Annotated in this window: 13 protein-coding genes and 2 pseudogenes; 6 read left to right on the top strand and 9 right to left on the bottom strand. The window is 39.5% G+C overall.

What is annotated here, in order from left to right:
* Positions 1-10 precede the first annotated feature (10 nt).
* Both OLW01_RS01220 and OLW01_RS01215 read right to left on the bottom strand, forming a co-directional pair.
* Complete coding sequence (locus OLW01_RS01220) at positions 11-910, bottom strand: LamG domain-containing protein (RefSeq protein ID WP_268074818.1); 900 nt, start codon at positions 908-910, stop codon at positions 11-13.
* A gap of 362 nt (positions 911-1272) precedes the next feature.
* The gene (locus tag OLW01_RS01215; RefSeq protein ID WP_268074817.1) at positions 1273-1665 is read right to left on the bottom strand and encodes a Dabb family protein; all 393 of its coding nucleotides are present in this window, start codon (positions 1663-1665) and stop codon (positions 1273-1275) included.
* Positions 1666-2245: 580 nt separating this feature from the next.
* On the opposite strand from OLW01_RS01215, the gene OLW01_RS01210 reads away from it, so the two are divergent.
* Positions 2246-3667, top strand: coding sequence for a DNA cytosine methyltransferase (locus OLW01_RS01210; RefSeq protein ID WP_268074816.1), 1422 nt, complete (start codon positions 2246-2248; stop codon positions 3665-3667).
* A gap of 17 nt (positions 3668-3684) precedes the next feature.
* Here the strand turns inward: OLW01_RS01210 and OLW01_RS01205 are convergent, their stop codons facing one another.
* Positions 3685-4416: a SinI family restriction endonuclease gene (locus tag OLW01_RS01205; protein WP_268074815.1), complete on the bottom strand. Its 732-nt coding sequence runs from the start codon at positions 4414-4416 to the stop codon at positions 3685-3687.
* A gap of 379 nt (positions 4417-4795) precedes the next feature.
* On the opposite strand from OLW01_RS01205, the pseudogene OLW01_RS01200 reads away from it, so the two are divergent.
* Positions 4796-5161 (top strand): annotated as a pseudogene (locus OLW01_RS01200) (tyrosine-type recombinase/integrase); the annotation flags it as partial.
* Positions 5162-5203: 42 nt separating this feature from the next.
* A pseudogene (locus OLW01_RS18465) lies at positions 5204-5326 on the top strand (integron integrase); the annotation flags it as partial.
* A 100-nt stretch (positions 5327-5426) separates the two neighbouring features.
* Here OLW01_RS18465 and OLW01_RS01195 read toward each other — a convergent pair.
* The 3 genes from OLW01_RS01195 to glyQ form a co-directional block, all read right to left on the bottom strand.
* Positions 5427-5906: an early set domain-containing protein gene (locus OLW01_RS01195; protein ID WP_268074813.1), complete on the bottom strand. Its 480-nt coding sequence runs from the start codon at positions 5904-5906 to the stop codon at positions 5427-5429.
* Between the two features lie 121 nt (positions 5907-6027).
* Positions 6028-8097, bottom strand: coding sequence for a glycine--tRNA ligase subunit beta (gene glyS, locus OLW01_RS01190; protein ID WP_268074812.1), 2070 nt, complete (start codon positions 8095-8097; stop codon positions 6028-6030).
* Complete coding sequence (gene glyQ, locus OLW01_RS01185) at positions 8097-9017, bottom strand: glycine--tRNA ligase subunit alpha (protein WP_268076126.1); 921 nt, start codon at positions 9015-9017, stop codon at positions 8097-8099. Before glyQ ends, glyS begins: the two co-directional genes overlap by 1 nt.
* 393 nt (positions 9018-9410) lie before the next feature.
* Between glyQ and OLW01_RS01180 the strand changes: the two genes are divergently transcribed.
* The 3 genes from OLW01_RS01180 to OLW01_RS01170 all read left to right on the top strand — a co-directional run bounded on the left by OLW01_RS01180 (position 9411) and on the right by OLW01_RS01170 (position 11652).
* Positions 9411-9584, top strand: coding sequence for a hypothetical protein (locus tag OLW01_RS01180; RefSeq protein ID WP_268074811.1), 174 nt, complete (start codon positions 9411-9413; stop codon positions 9582-9584).
* A gap of 88 nt (positions 9585-9672) precedes the next feature.
* Positions 9673-11316, top strand: a complete 1644-nt coding sequence (locus tag OLW01_RS01175; protein ID WP_268073583.1) for an IS1634 family transposase — start codon at positions 9673-9675, stop codon at positions 11314-11316.
* A gap of 3 nt (positions 11317-11319) precedes the next feature.
* Positions 11320-11652: a GNAT family N-acetyltransferase gene (locus OLW01_RS01170; protein ID WP_268074810.1), complete on the top strand. Its 333-nt coding sequence runs from the start codon at positions 11320-11322 to the stop codon at positions 11650-11652.
* Between the two features lie 866 nt (positions 11653-12518).
* Here the strand turns inward: OLW01_RS01170 and OLW01_RS01165 are convergent.
* Genes OLW01_RS01165 through OLW01_RS01155 form a run of 3 tightly spaced genes read right to left on the bottom strand, consistent with a single transcriptional unit; the run spans position 12519 to position 18066 of the window.
* A complete protein-coding gene (locus OLW01_RS01165; RefSeq protein ID WP_268074809.1) occupies positions 12519-13736 on the bottom strand; it encodes a phosphoenolpyruvate carboxylase in 1218 nt (405 codons plus the stop codon).
* Positions 13733-14368, bottom strand: a complete 636-nt coding sequence (locus OLW01_RS01160) for a condensin complex protein MksE (protein WP_268074808.1) — start codon at positions 14366-14368, stop codon at positions 13733-13735. Before OLW01_RS01160 ends, OLW01_RS01165 begins: the two co-directional genes overlap by 4 nt.
* Positions 14365-18066 (bottom strand): ATP-binding protein, encoded by a 3702-nt coding sequence (locus tag OLW01_RS01155; protein ID WP_268074807.1) that lies wholly within the window; start codon positions 18064-18066, stop codon positions 14365-14367. Before OLW01_RS01155 ends, OLW01_RS01160 begins: the two co-directional genes overlap by 4 nt.
* Between the last annotated feature and the right edge of the window lie 99 nt (positions 18067-18165).

The following is an 18165-nucleotide window of genomic DNA, read 5'->3' as shown; positions in this document are numbered from 1 at the left end:
AAGCTAAATCTTATTTTTGTTTTTTCCAAACTCTTACCCAATCATAATAGGTGGTGCGCGCTTCTTGGTTGCCTCTTTTAACCATGCCGCCATCTGGAGGCACTGGGTTCCAGTCGTAAGTTTCAATAGCCATTTGAATAAATGCTGGCACATCCCATACAGCCGGTGGTGTGATTGAATAAACATACTTTCCATCTAGATAAAAGCGTATTTCATCAGTTGACTTCCACCAAGCTGCATACACATAATAATCTTCATGGTTTTTGCTTTTTGTTTTAACCGAACCCTGTATTTGAATTGGCTCTGGATTATATTGGTTTTTACGATGGATCGTATTGGAATGAAAGATTTGATCCCATTCTTTTGCCCAACTGTGGGTTAATTCTGATGTGGTACCGACACATTCTTGAATGTCTAACTCAAGCTTCTTTTTAGAATTGCCTTTTGTCATTAACCAAAATGTTGATGACATTTCTGTAGCGTTGGCTTTCATGCGGGTTTCAAAATACCAGCCGGGTTGCCCTGGGTTAATCGAGCGAACAATAGCGCCTTGGTAGGTGTACTCACGCCCTTTTTGTATTACTGGATCCGGCAAAACACTGACTTCAACTTGCATTGCACCGTCTCTTTCGGACACGTTTTCGGCTTTAAATAATCCGGGTGGTCGACCAATCCAGCCCCAACCATTGCCTTCTGGCTCGATTTGCCATTTAGTTAGATCAATTTCAGTGTCATTAAACTCATCTGACATATTATCAACTAATTGCCATTGTTGAGCTTCTATTTGCGGCGCTTGTCCTGGAATGACGTAAGGACCAGAAGCCATCACCATACGGGCTGGCACAGAGGATTGAGGGGCGGAACAGGCCGTTAATAGGCCTAAGAGCAATATACTAAATATTTTTTTCATTTTATTTTGCAACCTTTTAACAAAGATATGCAAAATATACCCTATTTAGTTTTATATTTAAATTTAAAATTTTATATACATTCACCTAGATGAAGTATCCAAGACCATCACAATTACAAAACCACGCATTAAATCTATGGTTGCTGAGGTTTAATACTCATTTATTTGGGTTTCAGAGATCACTTTGTACGGCACTACAAAAATCATTGCACCAACTGCTACCAAATAAAAAAATAATAGACAGACCTAAAAACCCATGTACACAAAAGCAATAAATTACTAACCAACTGTTTTTATAACCTTTTATAGATGGCTGTCATTGGTTACTAAAAAGGCTAAAGCACTTGTTTTAATCGCATGAATTAAAGAATGCTGTGTGAATCATAAACAGCAACTTTACGCCAAAGGTGTGATGCATCTTCTACAAATTTGTGATGTACGGGCTCATCTTGGTACTTATCTTGTGCAGCTTTATCATCGAAAGTGACAATGAGAGTGTAATCATAACTGCTATCAACCACATCTCGATGAGAGCTAGCTTTAGTGCCTATGTGTTTGCTTTTAACGTATTTAGATGCATTAATAAATTTAGTAAGGTGCGCTTCAAATTCTTTGCGTTCTGAATCACTGTCAGGATTTTTTAACCAAAAGTAGACGCTGTGCACAAAGCCACCAGCTTCAATTTTTTGTTGATCAGCGCTTGCCATAAAAGGCAGCCCCATAAAGGCGATTAGTAAAATGCATAGTTTCTTCATTATTCTTCCTAAGTTTCATCAGTTTTTTGGTTTCTATAGTTTAGGGGGATTCGCTTGTTATTAGAAGTGCTTGTTCGGGGGTTGTATTACATATATCGCGAATTTAGATAAAATCTAAATAGTAGTGATTGAATAATTGAACAAAGTTATAAAAAATTATACCTTTATAAGTGGCTGTCATTTGCATTCTTCTGTTCCAATATGCCTGAATTTCACCCGTCAACAACTAACTGATATAAGGTACTAGACACATTCGTTAGATGACTGCCAAGTTTAAAAATGTCAATAATAAAAACCAATGAATCCAAAGACAAAAAATAACTAACCAACTGTTTTTATAACCTTTTATAGATGGCTGTCATTGATTATTTTTGCTCTAATTCGAGTTTAAAATTATGGCTTAAAAAGTTAGGCAAGGATCAGTGCGTTTAACTTGACAGTGGGAGTCATACCGCCGCGCTCACCGGCAATTTGAAGCGAAGCGGAAAATTGTCCGAGTGCAGCGCCTTGTTAGGGCTTGACATGTATTTTTATACAATTAAACTGGTACTCTCTACAGGTTTCGAGAAGGAAACTAAAAATGAGTACCGAAATTACCATTAAAGAAGCAGCTCTGCAACTAGATATTAGCGAGCAGAGAGTCAGAACCTTGTGCCGACAAGGTGATTTAGTCGCGCGAAAAATTGGCAATTCTTGGGTCATAGATGCTAAGAGCCTTAATAGATACGGCTTAAAAACAGCACACCATGTTGCCGAAGACCATCCTGCATACTTAGCGAATAGCACAAAGCCTATTGCACTAAGCTTCTTTTCAGGGGCAATGGGGCTTGACCTAGGTATAGAGAAGGCTGGTTTCGATATACGCCTTGCTTGTGAAATCGATAAGTTTTGTAGGCAAACTATTGCTTTGAATAAACCTGATATTGCTCTTTTAAATGATATAAACGACTACAATGCTGATGATATCAGGAGTGCTGCAGGCTTAAATAAATGCGATGAAATTGATTTAATTGTCGGCGGACCACCATGCCAAGCATTTAGCACTGCGGGAAATAGGAAGGGCTTCAATGATGAGCGTGGCAACGTCTTTTTAAAATATTTGGAATTATGCCTTGAATTAAGACCCAAGTATTTTGTAATTGAAAATGTTCGGGGACTTCTCTCATGCCCGATGGAACACAGGCCACATGAACAAAGAGGAAAGGACTTTCCTGACCTTGGCGAAGATGAACTAAAAGGTGGTGCGCTAAACTTTATAATAAATAGGCTTGAAAAATCAGGGTATGGCTACTCATTCAACCTTTATAACTCTGCGAATTTTGGAACGCCCCAAATAAGAGAGAGAGTAATAATTGTCTGTTCTCGTGATGGAAAGGCTCCACCATTCTTAATGCCCACACACTCTGAAAATGCAGAGTACAGCTTACCAAAATGGAATACGTTGAAAAAATGTATCTCGAAAATAGACAAACATGATCACATCACCTTCCCAGAGAAGAGACTCAAATATTATCGACTGTTAAAATCTGGTGAGAACTGGAAAAATCTACCGGTTGAACTACAAAAAGAAGCTATGGGTAAGTCTTTTTATTCCGGTGGAGGAAAAACCGGTTTTCTTCGCAGATTGGCATGGGATAAACCTTCGCCAACTCTCGTTACGCACCCAGCAATGCCTGCGACTGATCTTGCTCATCCAGAGGAAGATAGACCTCTGTCTATTCAAGAATATAAGAAAATCCAAGAATTTCCTGATAGATGGGATTTAGCCGGCCCCTTAATCCAACAATATAAGCAAGTTGGCAATGCTGTACCTGTAAGCTTAGGACAGGCTGTTGGAGCCTTGATTTTAAACTTACTGAGCGGTATTGATGTTATTCAATATAAAGGCTTTAAGTATTCGCGTTATAAATGCACGACGGATACGGAGTGGAGAAATGAGTTTAAAAAGCTTGTAGATCGCCATAATTCCAAATCTGAGCAGAAAGAACTGGGTTTTGGTTGAACCACAGTTCTTAAAAATCAGAGCCATGGATTTTCTTTTTCAACAGCCAAACAAGATGGGTTGCTAGCGAGGGTAGATTGAACGAAGCTTACAAAAGAATCTTCCGAAAGTGTGGTGGTTCCACAAATTCCGTTCAGGGACTCCCACATGTATTCAATTCTATCCGCTTTAATGCGGAACCATTTTTCGATCTGAGTTCCATGCCGAATTGCACTGCTTGAGCTATTTTCAGAGTTGCTACGATTTTTAATCTGAAGAAGACGACCATCTTCGTGAACGAAATCGACGGACTTTACGGTTTCTCCCCATGCACAATGCCAACCATTAGGCTCTAAGTTTACTGCCAAATACTCTTCTAAAATTAATCCGAGAATATTTTCAGCCGACATACCTAAACGGTGGGCATAGTTAATTTTGATAAGGTCATTCGGTGTAAGTGCCGTTATTCTCGCCCCAATTATTTTTTCGATAATAGGATCAGACACCGTTCCCGGAGGATTAGAAACTCTTTGGCTTGCTCTGCCATCTTTTCCGCTTCGATATTTCAAAATCCATTTTCGAATAGCGCTAGAATGATCGTCGTTTTTACCCCCAATATTTCCAGGGGCTCGTTCAAAGTCATTAACTATTGCATTAAAAACAATAGCCAAGCTTCCTTCCCATTGTATATTTAAGTCTGAGGCAATTTGCACACCCAGAGCAATCGCTTTTTCCCGACCTAATTCTTCCAATGCTTCTTTTAACTTCAAGTTATTCTCCAATATATAGGTGACGCTGAGCCCTAACAGCTTACTCATTAGAAGAGCATATAGAACTTTTTAACATTGAATCTATCAACGCCATTCTAATGAAATTTAAATTAATCATTTCATAAACTTAAGCCTTGGTTGAGTAAAAAGCAACAAGAATTTTCAGATAGAAAGCAAGCCTATCGTCAAAGCGAGCCAGGTAAGGGGCGTTATGTAAACTCATTATTAAAAAACATAAATAAAATCATATTGTTAAATAACTATATCTCCAAGAAACCAATACCTTGTTAAAAACAAAGCAAGAAATAATCTGAGTTTTTGGTACATCAGCATTTATAACTGTATAAGTAAGCAATAACTTGAGTTTAAGGAATTATTGATGGCTAAACCTCAATTTATCGAGTCAATTAGAACTGAACTCAGAACTAAGCACCATAGTTACACAACCGAAAAATCTTATTTGCATTGGGTTCGTTCCCAAGAGGCCATGTTAATTATTTCTAATCTGTCGGGTAAGTATCGAATTATAGCCAGTTTGTTATTTGGTGCCGGTTTAAGAATAAATGAGGCACTAAGATTGCGAATTAAAGACATTGATTTTCATAACAAAAGTATTTTTGTCTTCCGTGGTAAAGGGAATAAGGATCGCTGTACATTGTTGCCCGAAAATTTAATTGTCTTTTTACAAGCTCAAATTGAAAAAGCTAAGCAATTGCATCAACAAGATATAGAAGAGGGTCTTGGTTTTGCTTCAATGCAAAAAAACCATAAGACAAGCACACCTAAAAACATTCGTACCGTACAAAGCCAACTTGGTCACTCAGACGTTAAAACAACTCAAATTTATACTCATGTTTTACAGCAAGGTGCAAATGGTGTTATCAGCCCATTAAATAAATTTTTAGCTTAAGCATAAAAAATACCCAAGCCAGCTTGGATTAAAAAGCGATTGCTTGGGTATTTTAAATATTTACCTGCGCTCAGATTACATTAAAAGCAGGCCAGAGATATTAAAAGCTGGGTACTAATTGATTAAACAAGGAGTTTTTAGGGGTTGGTCTAACCCAAACTTGCGGCTCGTCTTCATCAGCAAAGTCGATAAAAAAATCATATTCGCCGGTTTGCTCTGGTACAAATTTAAAAGGTTCAAATTTAGCACTGCAATTAGCCGTGACACTGTTATCCGTTGTCACTAATTGATCGCTGGCTTCATAATAACCGCAGTTTGCACCAAGCGACCAGTTTACGTCGGCAAATTTAAATTCGTACGGCTGGCCATCGGCAATTAAGTCAACCGTGGCTTTGTATAGTTGCCCTTCAACTCTTTCTACTTTGGCGTGCTCTTCAGTGTCCCACCAAGTAAAATTACCACGTAGGTATAAAAAGTCTGACCGATCAGTATCTAGTGGATTTTTTTGGATTGGCGTTACTGCGCAGCCTGATAAGATTAAACTGCCAACCACAAATAAAATTAATTGAGTTAATTTCATGTTCAGCCCTTTTATAAAAATTTGGTTATTTATAAATGTAATAGCCAAATTTATTTTTAAGCTAAATTAGGGCGATCCACATCACAATAAAGTGGTACTTGCCCTAATTCAGATTATGAGTTTACTTTTGTAAAACCGAAATATCTGCAATCTGTAAAAATAAATCGCGTAATTCAGATAATAGCAATAAACGGTTATTACGCACGGCTATGTCTTCATCCATTACCATTACGTTATCAAAAAAAGCATCCACTGCATTTCTAAGCGATGCTAATTCGGTTAACGCTTGTTGGTAGGCTCTTTGTTCAAATACAGGCGCCAGTTTAGTTTGCATTTGTGCAATTAATTGCTGTAATGCTTTTTCTTCATCGGCCTGTAGTAAGCTTACATCAACTTGTTTGGCAAGCTCTGTTGGGTTTTTAGCTAATATATTGCTAACCCGTTTATTGGCTGCTGCAAGTGCCTCTGCTGCATCGAGTTCTTTAAATGCCGAAACAGCTTTAACACGTTTATCAAAATCAACTGGCTCGGTAGGACGCTGCGCAAGTACCGCTAAAATAATCTCTACTGGGTAACCTTGATCTTGATACCAAGTTCTAAAGCGGGCAAATACAAATTCGACTACATCAGCTTCCACTTTGTCGTTGCTTAATTTGTCACCAAATAAGCTAACGGCTTTTGCTGTTAGATCGGCAATGTCTAAATTTAGTTCATTTTCGACAATAATTCTAAGTGCACCAATGGCTGCTCTGCGTAACGCAAATGGGTCTTTGTCGCCTTTTGGTAACATGCCAATACCAAAAATACCGGCAAGGGTGTCAAATTTATCGGCTAAAGCCACAGCACAGCTTACTGGGTTTTGTGGTAAGTTATCGCCTGCAAACCTTGGCATGTATTGCTCGTTTAATGCGTTAGCTACGGCTTCGCTTTCACCATCGTGGCGAGCGTAGTGCATACCCATTACGCCTTGCACTTCGGTAAATTCCATCACCATTTCGGTCATTAAATCTGTTTTTGATAATAAGCCAGCGCGTTTGGCATCTGTGCTGTTGCCGTCAATTTTTTCAGCAATATAGGCAGCTAACTCAGATATGCGCTCTGACTTTTCATATAATGAGCCAAGCTTTTGCTGGAATAAAACACTTTTAAGGCTGTCTAACCGGCTTTCAAGGGTTTTCTTTTTATCGGTTGTAAAAAAGAATTCAGCGTCAGATAAACGCGGACGAATCACTTTTTCGTTACCTGAAATAACTTGTGATGGGTCTTTACTTTCAATGTTTGAAATAAAGATAAATTTATTGGTTAATTTACCCGCTTTTGAAAGCACCGGAAAATATTTTTGGTCGCCTTTCATGGTGTAAATTAGGGCTTCGTCTGGTACATCTAAAAATTTATCTTCAAACGAGGCGACTAATAAAACCGGCCATTCAACCAAACCTGTTACTTCTTCTAATAGGTCTTCATCCATATCGGCAATGCAGTCAAACTCTGCCGCTTTTGCATTTACTTGCGCTTTGATTTGAGCTTTACGCGCTTCAAAGTCTGCAATAACGTAGGCTTTGTTTAAAACAGCTTCGTATTCATCCGCGTGGTTAATCTTAACTAAACCTTGGCTATGAAAGCGATGACCTTGTAATTTGGTGTCTGTTTTTACGCCTAACAATTCACCGTTAATGCTTTTAGCACCATATAAAACCGTGGCGGTATGTACTGGCCGAATAAACTGAGTGGCCGAATCACCCCAGCGCATTGGTTTAGGAATAGGTAATTTAGCCAACGAGCGCGCTGCCATATCTATCACTAGCGTTTCAATATTTTGCCCTGTGACTTCGGCTTTATGTAATAACCAAGCACCTTTGTCGGTTTCTAATTGTTCGGCTTGTTCAATCTCAATACCACAGCCACGCGCCCAACCTAAGGCGGCTTTTGTTGGATTGCCGTCTTGGTCAAATGCAGCTTTAATTGCAGGCCCACGTTTTTCAACAATTTTATCGGCTTGTTTGGCGACTAACTCGGTTACTTTAATGGCTAATCGACGTGGCGATGCAAACCAGTTAATTTGCTTATAGCTTAAATCGGCTGATTTTAATTCGGCTTCAAAGTTAGTTGCAAATGCTTGTGCAAGTTTGCGTAATGCTTTTGGCGGTAGCTCTTCGGTACCAAGTTCAATTAATAAATTTTCAGTTGTCATTATTTATCTGCCTGCTGGGTATCTTTTTTTAACAGTGGAAAGCCTAGTGCTTCACGTGCAGCATAGTAGGTTTCTGCACAAGCTTTAGCTAACGCTCTAACACGTAAAATATAGCGTTGGCGCTCTGTTACCGAGATTGCATGACGAGCATCCAGTAAGTTAAATGCATGAGATGCCTTCATCACTTGTTCATAAGCCGGCAATGGCAAATTATTTTCAATCAGCTTTTGGCTTTCTTTTTCGCAGTGATCAAATTGTGCAAATAAAGCATCTACATCGGCTATTTCAAAGTTGTAGGTTGATTGCTCAACTTCGTTTTGATGGAACACATCGCCGTAGGTCACTTTACCCATAGGGCCGTCTGCCCAAACTAAATCGTAAATGCTGTCTACGCCTTGAATGTACATGGCAAGACGTTCTAAACCATAAGTGATTTCACCTGAAACTGGTTTACACTCTAAGCCACCCACTTGCTGAAAATAGGTAAACTGGGTTACTTCCATGCCGTTTAACCAAACTTCCCAACCTAAACCCCAAGCGCCTAATGTTGGTGATTCCCAGTTGTCTTCAACAAAACGAATGTCATGAACTTGGGTATCAAAACCTAGCATTTCTAATGAACCTAAATACAGTTCCTGAATATTACTGGGTGAAGGTTTTAAGATAACCTGAAATTGATAATAGTGTTGTAATCGGTTTGGGTTTTCACCATAACGGCCATCAGCAGGGCGGCGACAAGGTTGTACATAAGCGCAATTGTGAGGCTCTGGACCAAGCGAGCGTAAAAATGTCATTGGGTGGAAAGTGCCCGCGCCTACTTCCATATCTAAAGGTTGAACAATTACACAGCCTTGCTGTGCCCAGTAATCTTGCAATGCAAGGATAAGTCCTTGAAAGGTTTTAATATCGTACTTAGCCATAACGGATGTGAGTACCTTGTCTGTTTGTTGACGGTTATTCGGGTTTTCGCCATGCGAAAATGCGCTGATTATACCTAAGTGAGTAAACTGCAACCAGAGTAAATTGGCTTAGATTTTAACAAATTTGGCAAACTTAGGGGTAATTAACGATAAAATTGCGATTTCTTTACAAAGGCATGCGAATGCTTGCCTGATTTTAGTTTGCTTTCGCCAAATAGTGACTGATGCAATTCGCTTTTTTAGCCTTCTTCTTACAATGGATTCTTCTTGCAATGGATCACTCTGGCAATGGCTTCTTTTGCGATCTTTTAGGATCAAACCGTGAGTCTTATTTTTTAAAATTGATAAAAACTGATAAATTAGCGTTTTGCCTAACCTAAATAGAGCCTTTTTATGTTATCCATTGTGCGCATTCAATTAGACAACCCCTTACATTGTAAAGCTTTGCTGCAATTGCTAACTGACTATGCGCTTGATCCTATGGGTGGCGGCGAAGCGCTGGCTAACTCGACTCAAGAAAACTTAATTGCCCAATTAAAATTAAGGTCAGATTATACCCGACATTGATCAGACGATCATTCAATAATTTTATTTTTAGGGATCGTCAGATCCTCTTAAAAAACATAAAATAGCACTTCAATTTATTGAGGTGAATATGAAATTAAAAATCAAACGGTTAGATCATCATGGAATTGTAGCAGGCGTAATTGACGACTTGAAACTAGTTGAATTAATAGACCAATATTTACCTCAAGATGAAAAGCAAGAGATAACACCAGGTGAAGCGGTTAAAGGCATGATTATGAACGGGTTGGGCTTTTCTAACCGACCTTTGAGCCTCACACCACAATTTTTTGAAAATTTGCCAATGGAGCATCTTTTTAGACAAGGAGTCGAGGCAAGTCACTTTAACCGTCACAAATTAGGACGCACACTCGACCAATGCAGCGACTTTGGTTGTGACAATCTTTTTGCTCGTATTGCCTATCAAGCTTGCCAAATAGAGCAAGTCGACACCCAATTTCAATCTTTAGATACAACAAGTTATTCACTTACAGGCCAATACAATATAGATGATGAACAAGAAGATGAAATTCCAATTCAAATCAAACATGGATACAGCAAAGACCATAGACCTGATTTAAAACAAATCGTGCAAGAGATGATTGTTACGCAAGACGGCGGCGTCCCTATGCTCAGTAAAAATTGGGATGGCAATGCATCTGACAGCACTATATTTAGAGAGCGTGCCAGCGCATTGGTAGATACATTCAAAGCAAGCGATGCCCCCAAATTTTGTATAGCAGACAGCAAATTTTACCACAAAGAAAATGCCGAATTTCTCCAACAAATTCGATTTATCACTCTCATTCCATCCACGATAAAATTAGAAAATCAGTCCATTTCAGAAGCGTTAACGGCCAATGATTGGACACGTATCAACGACAACTATCAATACAGACCGCTTAGAGTTGAGCATATGGATATTGAGCAGCGTTGGCTGGTTGTTTACTCTAACGCAGCAAAAGCACGTGCACAGAAAAGCATCGAAGGTTTAGTGGCTAAAGAGCGCAAAGCATTGGATAAAGCCCTATTTCATTTGCAAGCGCAAAGATTTGCTTGTGAAACGGATGCACAAAGCGCCTTAGCAGTATTAGATAAAAAGCAAAAATACCATAGTTTAAGCATTGCTGAGTGCAACGCACATAATCAATATGAAGGAAAAGGCCGACCCAAAAAAGATGCGGTGGTTCAATCAGTGCAATGGCAACTTATCGGCCAAGTGACCGAAGATAAAGCCGCGCAACAGAATTACGTCGAACAAAAATCTTGTTTTGTATTGGCAACAAATGCCTGTGAAACTGAGTTAAGCGATGAATGCGTTTTTGAGCGCTACAAAGCGCAATCTCATGTTGAGCGAGGGTTTAGATTTTTAAAAGACCCACTATTTTTTGTCTCGTCACTTTTTATAAAAAAGCCAAGCAGAATCGATGCCTTGTTGATGATTATGACGCTGTCGTTATTGGTTTATAGCATAGGTCAAAGACGGTTACGTGCGAATATGGCTAAAGCGCAAGTAACCATTCCAAACCAGATAAATAAACCAATTAGCAATCCAACTTTACGTTGGGTATTCCAGTGTTTTGAAGGTGTAAACCTAGTGCAGCTTGATACCCACTATGACTATGAGTTGGTGCATGTGGATGGGATAAATGACGTGAGGAATAGTGTAATCCAGCAGCTCGCAGGATGTGCTGAACGCTACTATAAAATTAATAATTTTGAGCTTGGGGTCTGATCAATGTCGGATTATACCGGCTGGCTTGCTTACTGGCAGAACCAAGCGGTTGGTTTACTGAACGCCTTTGAAGGTTTTTCAACTTTTTATGCCAAACCTTTACTTAATATTCATGATTTAACCGTTCAGCCTGAGCACAGAGGTAAAGGGATTGCCAAAGCGTTAATGCAAACCGCTGAACAATATGCCGTTAAACATCATTATTGCAAGCTAACACTTGAAGTATTAGACGAAAACCAAGTAGCCAAAAAGCTTTATCAAAGCTCTGGGTTTAAAGCGTATCAATTAGCTGAAAATGCAGGCGTTGCTGAGTTTTGGGAAAAGCCATTATCGTGATTACAAGGGCAACCCTGTTGACATAGCAAACGGGTTAAAACCACAAAGCCAACCAGCACTGCGGTTGCTTAGTATTTTCAGTCTAAAAATAAACATTAATGCCGCTAAATGGATACCCGACGCCTCGGGTATGACGAATAATAGCCGTCATTTCTGTATTTATCGTCATTCCTGCGCAGGCAGGAATCCCGCCAACGCTAACAGTGCAATAAAAGCCACAAAACCAACCAGCCCTGCAGTTGCTTAATATTTTATGTCTAAAAATAAAAATTAATGCCGCTAAATGGATACCCGACGCCTCGGGTATGACAAATAATAGCCGTCATGCCTGTATTAGCCGTCATTCCTGCGCAGGCAGGAATCCAGCCAACGCGAATAATGCAATAAAAACCACAAAACCAACCAGCCCTGCGATTGCTTAGTTCTTGAATTCAAGTATTAAGTCTAAAATTAAAAATTCATGCTGCCAAATGGATACCCGACGGCTCGGGTATGACAAATAATAGCTGTCATTTCTGTATTTATCGTCATTCCTGCGCAGGCAGGAATCCAGCCATCGTGAACAATGCAATTAAAACTACAAAACCAACCAGCCCTACGGTAGCTTAATATTTTCAGTCTAAAAATAAAAATGAATGTTGCCAAATGGATACCCGACGCCTCGGGTATGACAAATAATAGCCGTCATGCCTGTATTAGCCGTCATTCCTGCGCAGGCAGGAATCCCGCCATCGTGAACAATGCAATAAAAACCACAAAACCAACCAGCCTTGCGATTGCTTAATATTTTAAGTCTAAAAATAAAAATTAATGCCGCTAAACGGATACCCGACGGCTCGGGTATGACGAATTAATCTAAACCCTCATTAACTAAACCATAGCTCAACATCTTCAATTATTTTATTGCCGCTATAAAGCGGATGATCTTTTAAGTTTTTCTCAACTTCAAAAAAGCTTTTTTCACTGTCAGACAAAGCTTCATACTCACCTATCACTTGGTATAACCAAACTTCAGGATCAAACTCTAAGCCTAATTGTTGATGATACTCAAGTGCAGACTGACGCTCACCGCTATCAATAATTTGGCAAAAATAATCTTCTACCGCTTGTTTTACTTTATTTTCATCTAATTCAACCTGAGCCATGGCTTCAACCTGAATAGCCTGCGCAGCGCTGGCAACAGGCTGAGATTTAAGATGATAAATCGATTTTAATCGCGCTACTATATGAGTTAAATCAGCTTCATGTTCAGGGTTATTTATATCAATTGCCGCAGGTTTTATAATGCTATCGGCTTGATTAAATAAATTAGGCACCTGACTATGTTTTGCGTATTGAGCAGGTTGATAGCTTGGGTTTTGCTCTAAATGCAATACAAAACCTTTAAGCAGCCGGGTTTTACCCTGAAACTCACGAAAACGCCCCAGCAATTCAGTTAACCGGCCTTGCGCTAAACTAAGCTCTTGGCTAATTAATGAAAAGTTAGATTGCAAAGTAACCACTAATAAGCGCCGTAAATCTCGGTTGCTGCCCGCTTCTTGCGCTAATTTATCAAACTCAAATAATTCAAGCTGCGCCAGCATTTGGCTTACCTGACTTTGCGCTAATTGGTTTTCACGAATTTTAGCGCCTATTGAAGCAACATAACCAAATTCTTTATGAATACGTGCCCATAAGGCCCTAACACTTTGTCTTAACGCATCCACCATTGAATAAATTAATTCGGTTAATTCGGCTAAATGCGCGGATGCTTCTGCAAACTTATGTTTGTCGCAAGCTTCTTTATAATGCGCAACCAACGTCATTACTTTGCTAAGCGAGCCGCCAATATTAGCGTCGATTTGGCGATTGCGTTCATCACTTAAGCCTTCCTCAAGCAAAGCTCGCACCACCCGACGCAAACGCATATCAGATTCAGCATCAGGTCGCCAAATAATGCCTAAATTTTGCAAGTTTTCTAATACTTGGGGCGAATATTGGCTTTCATCAACCGTACCTGTCAGGTAGGTTTGCATAATAAGCTCACTGTGGCGGCTTAATGCTCGTAAAAATTTAGCGCCAACTTGGGTCAGATTATCCTTCACAGTAAGCTACCTTGCTGCATGGCAGCTTCAGCTTGCTCAGTCAGCGATAGGCTTTCAGTTTCATCAATAAAGCGTATCACTTCGTAAATATAATCTAGCTTGCCGGTGGCAATATAAATTAGCTTTTCTGGATTTGGTTTTTGTAAATAGCCCAATTCGCTTAAGCGTTTGAAAACTTGTTTAATTTGGCCATCAACGGTTTTACTGGTTGAGTTAAATAAAGGGTAAGCCGATATCTTAGTCAATTGCTCTGCTAGTGCTGGGGTGTCTTCAATTGTGGTTTGTAGTTCGTTTAAACGAATGGCCGCCCCTTGCGTTAATGGCATGTCTTTACCACTGCTTTCTTGCACTAATAATAACCATTCAGTTAATGGTAATAAGTTGCTGGTTATCTCTTTAAACTGGCGCTCAAGCACTTTGCACTCTTTGTCTGCCAGTGATAGATAGCTGGCAAAATAAACTTCATCGTCTACCGCGGTTGATAAAGTGCGATTTAATAAATTAAGTTGCTGTTCAATCTGCGCTGCATTTTGGCTATTTTTTAAAAACTCAAAGCCATCTTCATAACTAACCCGGCAAATAAACTCACCTGATAATAAACGCTCTAATACTAAACCTGGTTGACTCATCATGCGCCGGCTCCTTCATTTTCAATCTGGTTCGCTTGTTTGGCTTTAATTCGTGCGCTAATGGGGTTCATTCTGGGCTGCACAACCTGTAATTTTTTACTCGCTTTATCAATTAAATAGCGGTTTTCAAATAAATTAAGCACTTCTGATTCTGGGTTTGGAAACGCGCCAACCACACAAATATTATTATGCTCACAAGCGGTGAAAATCTTTTTAACATTGCTTTGGTGTAAAGTGCCTAGCTCATCAATGGGCCAGTGAATCGTCGCTTTTGAATTGCCCCGTAATAAACGAGTAAAAGCCAATAAAAACTTACATAAAATTAAATAAGCCATACCATGACTTGAGGATTCATTTAGCTGGCGGTCGGTACGAATTATTAATACGCTTTGACCTTCTTTAATTTTTAACTCTATATCTAATAATTTACTAATACCGCCAGATAAAGCTGAACGGCCGATAATGTCTAACGCTTGTTTTATGCTTTGCGCATACTCTTGTGTTGGGAGCTCGTGCGCACCTTGCTCTATCCATTCTAAATACAGTTGTTGGAAATATTTGAGCTCTGGCCAAAATTCGAGTTCACTGATTTTAGAGCGAATGTTAACTTGCGATTCAGACACCCCTTCAAGAAATAGCTCTGCGTCAACCTCTTTACTAATTCGACTACTTTGGCTGGCAATGCGTTTATCAATATCGGCCAATACTTGATAATAACTAGATAAGTCTTTGCCAAATATTTTGCCTTGGTCACGTAAACCTTGTAGTCGCTGGGGCACAAAAACATGAATTAATTCAGATAACTTTTCAACCAGCTTTCGGTGATCTAATACAATAATGCCTTGTGCATTAGTTTGGCTGCACTCTTCGCGAGACTTTTCCCAAATTTCAGCTAAACCTGAGCCCGATTGTGAGGCAATTAAGCGATCAAACCGTTCAAGCTGGGTTTTAATTTCAGCTTGCAATTGCTCTCGTTCAGTTAATAAAGTTTGGCCTTGAGTAATGCGCTGAGCTAAATTAGCGTTTTCTTTTGTTACCTGCTCGGGCGGCAGTTTTAATTTAGCAATTTGGCGGTTAACTTGTTGCAGGTCACTTTCTTGCTGCTTGGCTTCTCGTAAAACTTGTTCAATTTGAGTTTGCTGGGTAAGTTGTTGCTCACGCTCTGTTTGATAGCTTTTTAGCTGGCGATTAAGGCTGCGCTCCGTTTCTAATAAAACTTGCTTTGCTTGATTAAGTTCAGCTTGCCAAGTGAGTTTATGACCATTAAATATGGTGTTATACCAATGCAAATAATCATTAACTAGGTTGCGGTTGTCTTCGGTATGTTTAATATCTTGGTTAAGCTTTTGTATAGATTTTTTCAGTAGTGAAATTTCATCAACATCAACATCGCGTTTGGCTAATTCATTTTCAACCCACAAATTGGCTTGCTTTTTATCTTGTTTAAGCCCAGTTTGTGCTTGCTTAATACGTAACTCTATTTGCTCTATTTGTTGTTGTGTATCAGCAATCAGTTGCTGCCAGTGTGCTTTATGCTCTAACTCAGCCTCTACCTGTTGTTCTTCAATTTCTTGTAAGCAAGCATCCAGTTCCGATTGCTGCGCTTGATACCTTTGTTTAAGTTGCGAAAGCTGCTTTTCAAGCTTGAGGCGACGCTCTGCCAAACCATGCTGATATTGAGAAACCAATGCATCTTTATCTTGCTGTAAGCGTTTTCGAGCTTGAGTTTTATCTGTTACCGAAATTTTTAACTGACTTAACTGGCGTTCAATTTGTTGAACTTGCTCATTGGTTTTGGCCAGTTCGCTTTCTGCGTTTTGCTGAGCCGTTTCAGCACCTGTTAGGTCGGTTTGAGCCGCGGTTAGCTTCTCTCTTAAAGTTTGTTCTGATTGTGCGTATTCTGGGGTTTCAATCGCCGATAAATCAACGAGTACATTGTAAATACCGGTTGTAGAATCTTGGGTTAACGCTTGTGCCAGTTGCGGCGCTAAATCTGAGCGTTTTAATAAGTCAGGATGAATCACCTTGCCTATATCAAGCTCCCATTCGGGTTGTTGCTTACGCAAAAATTCCAATAGCGTTTGTTCACCTGGATACAACAGGGCTTCAACCGCTTCAACTTGTTTTTCGCGTTTTAAACTGAGCTGGCGTGCTTTAGCAAGCAATTCGTCAGCTTGACGTCGGTTTTGCTCTGCACTTTTCAGTTTTTGCTCTAGTGCTTGTTGCTCATCGCGGGCGGCATCTTCAATGCCGCTGGTTTCTTTAATTTGCGCATCTAATAAATCCAGCTCGGTTTGCTCAGCTTGGCTAAACCCTAAATGATTTAATTCAACTTTAAGTTCAGCTTGTTGTTTTTCAAGCTGATGCATGGCTTCGCTAAACTCTAATTGAACGCTTTGGCTTTGCTGCTGGTAGTTTTGCTTTAATTTTTGTAGTTGAGTATTTTGCGCTTGTTTATGCTCAGACAATTGCTCGGCTTTGTCTTCTTTTTCGGCTCGGTAAATGTCTATTTCTTGGCTATATTTTTCACTTAGCTCTGCTAAACGTTTATTAAAGGCTGCTTCAATGTCTGAGTGCTTTTCTGTCAGCAGTAAATATCTTGCTTGCGCCGATTCAAGTTCGCTTTTCCATCTGGGTAGTTCGGTTAAATTTTGTTGTAACGATTCAATATCTTTATCTTGCCAAGTTAAATAATCTTGCTCAACCTGATCTAAATCTTGCTCGTATTTTTGAACATCTGCTTTGGCGGCAGAAATGCTTTGGTTAAGGCTATCTCTTTGGTGAGTCCAATTATTTTCTAATTGGTGTAAATCGAGCGAGCTTTCTTCAAGCTTGGCTTGGTTTTCAGTTAAGGTTTTGCTGAGTTTGCTTAAATCTAACGCATAGTGCTGTTTAAGCTCGGCTAGTCTTTTTTCGTTGTTTTGTAATTGCTGATAACTTTGCTCAAGTTGTTCAAATTCAGGTTTAATCGCATCAAACCCTTGGATTAATTGGCACTCTTTAATCCATTCATCCACTTTATTTAGGTTTAATTTTGAGCTGGGAGGCACAACACCATCTTCTTCTAAAATTGCTGAAACCATCGCTTTAATGGTTTCCATTTTGCCTTCTTTTGAGTGTACCGCTTTAGCCAGTTTTTCAATATGACGTAAACCAGCGTCTGCTTCGCATAAGCTATATAAACGCGCGTAAGCTAATAGCTCTCGGCTATTACTGCTATTATTAAGTTGGCTGCGATCATTTTGGATAATACCTCTAAATTGAGAGGTGTTCAGTAAGCTGGTTTGGTTAACACCTGAGCGCTTCATGTTTCGCCCTAATTCCACCATAGTAACGGGTTTGTGTTCACCATTTGCTTGTAATGGTAAATAGTCTTCTAGCTCAAAACCTTTACTGATGAGCCGATAGTTAACCCCTGAACCAGATGAAGACAATACAGCCTGACACGTTTGCTCGTTATTTCTTTGATATTCGTAAACAATAAAGCTGGATTCTCTGGGTAAGTACCAACGCTCAAAGCTGTCTCGGGTTGAGGGTACAACGCGGCTTGGAAATTCACCATAAAAAACTGGGATCAGCCGTTGCAGTGTGGTTTTACCAGACGCATTAGTGCCACATATGTTGGTGTGCCCATCTAATTTTAGTTCTACCACTCCGGGTAAATGCGTATCTATTAATATAATCCGCTGCAAACTTGGCATAATATAATCTTCTTATAAACAATTTGAATAAACCTGATAGATATAAGGGCGTGGTTGCTATATCTCAATCGTTTATAAATAAAATTAACGGTTATGCTA

The organism is Catenovulum adriaticum, from assembly GCF_026725475.1.
Lineage (GTDB): Bacteria > Pseudomonadota > Gammaproteobacteria > Enterobacterales > Alteromonadaceae > Catenovulum > Catenovulum adriaticum.
This window is presented reverse-complemented; position numbering and strand designations above follow the sequence as displayed.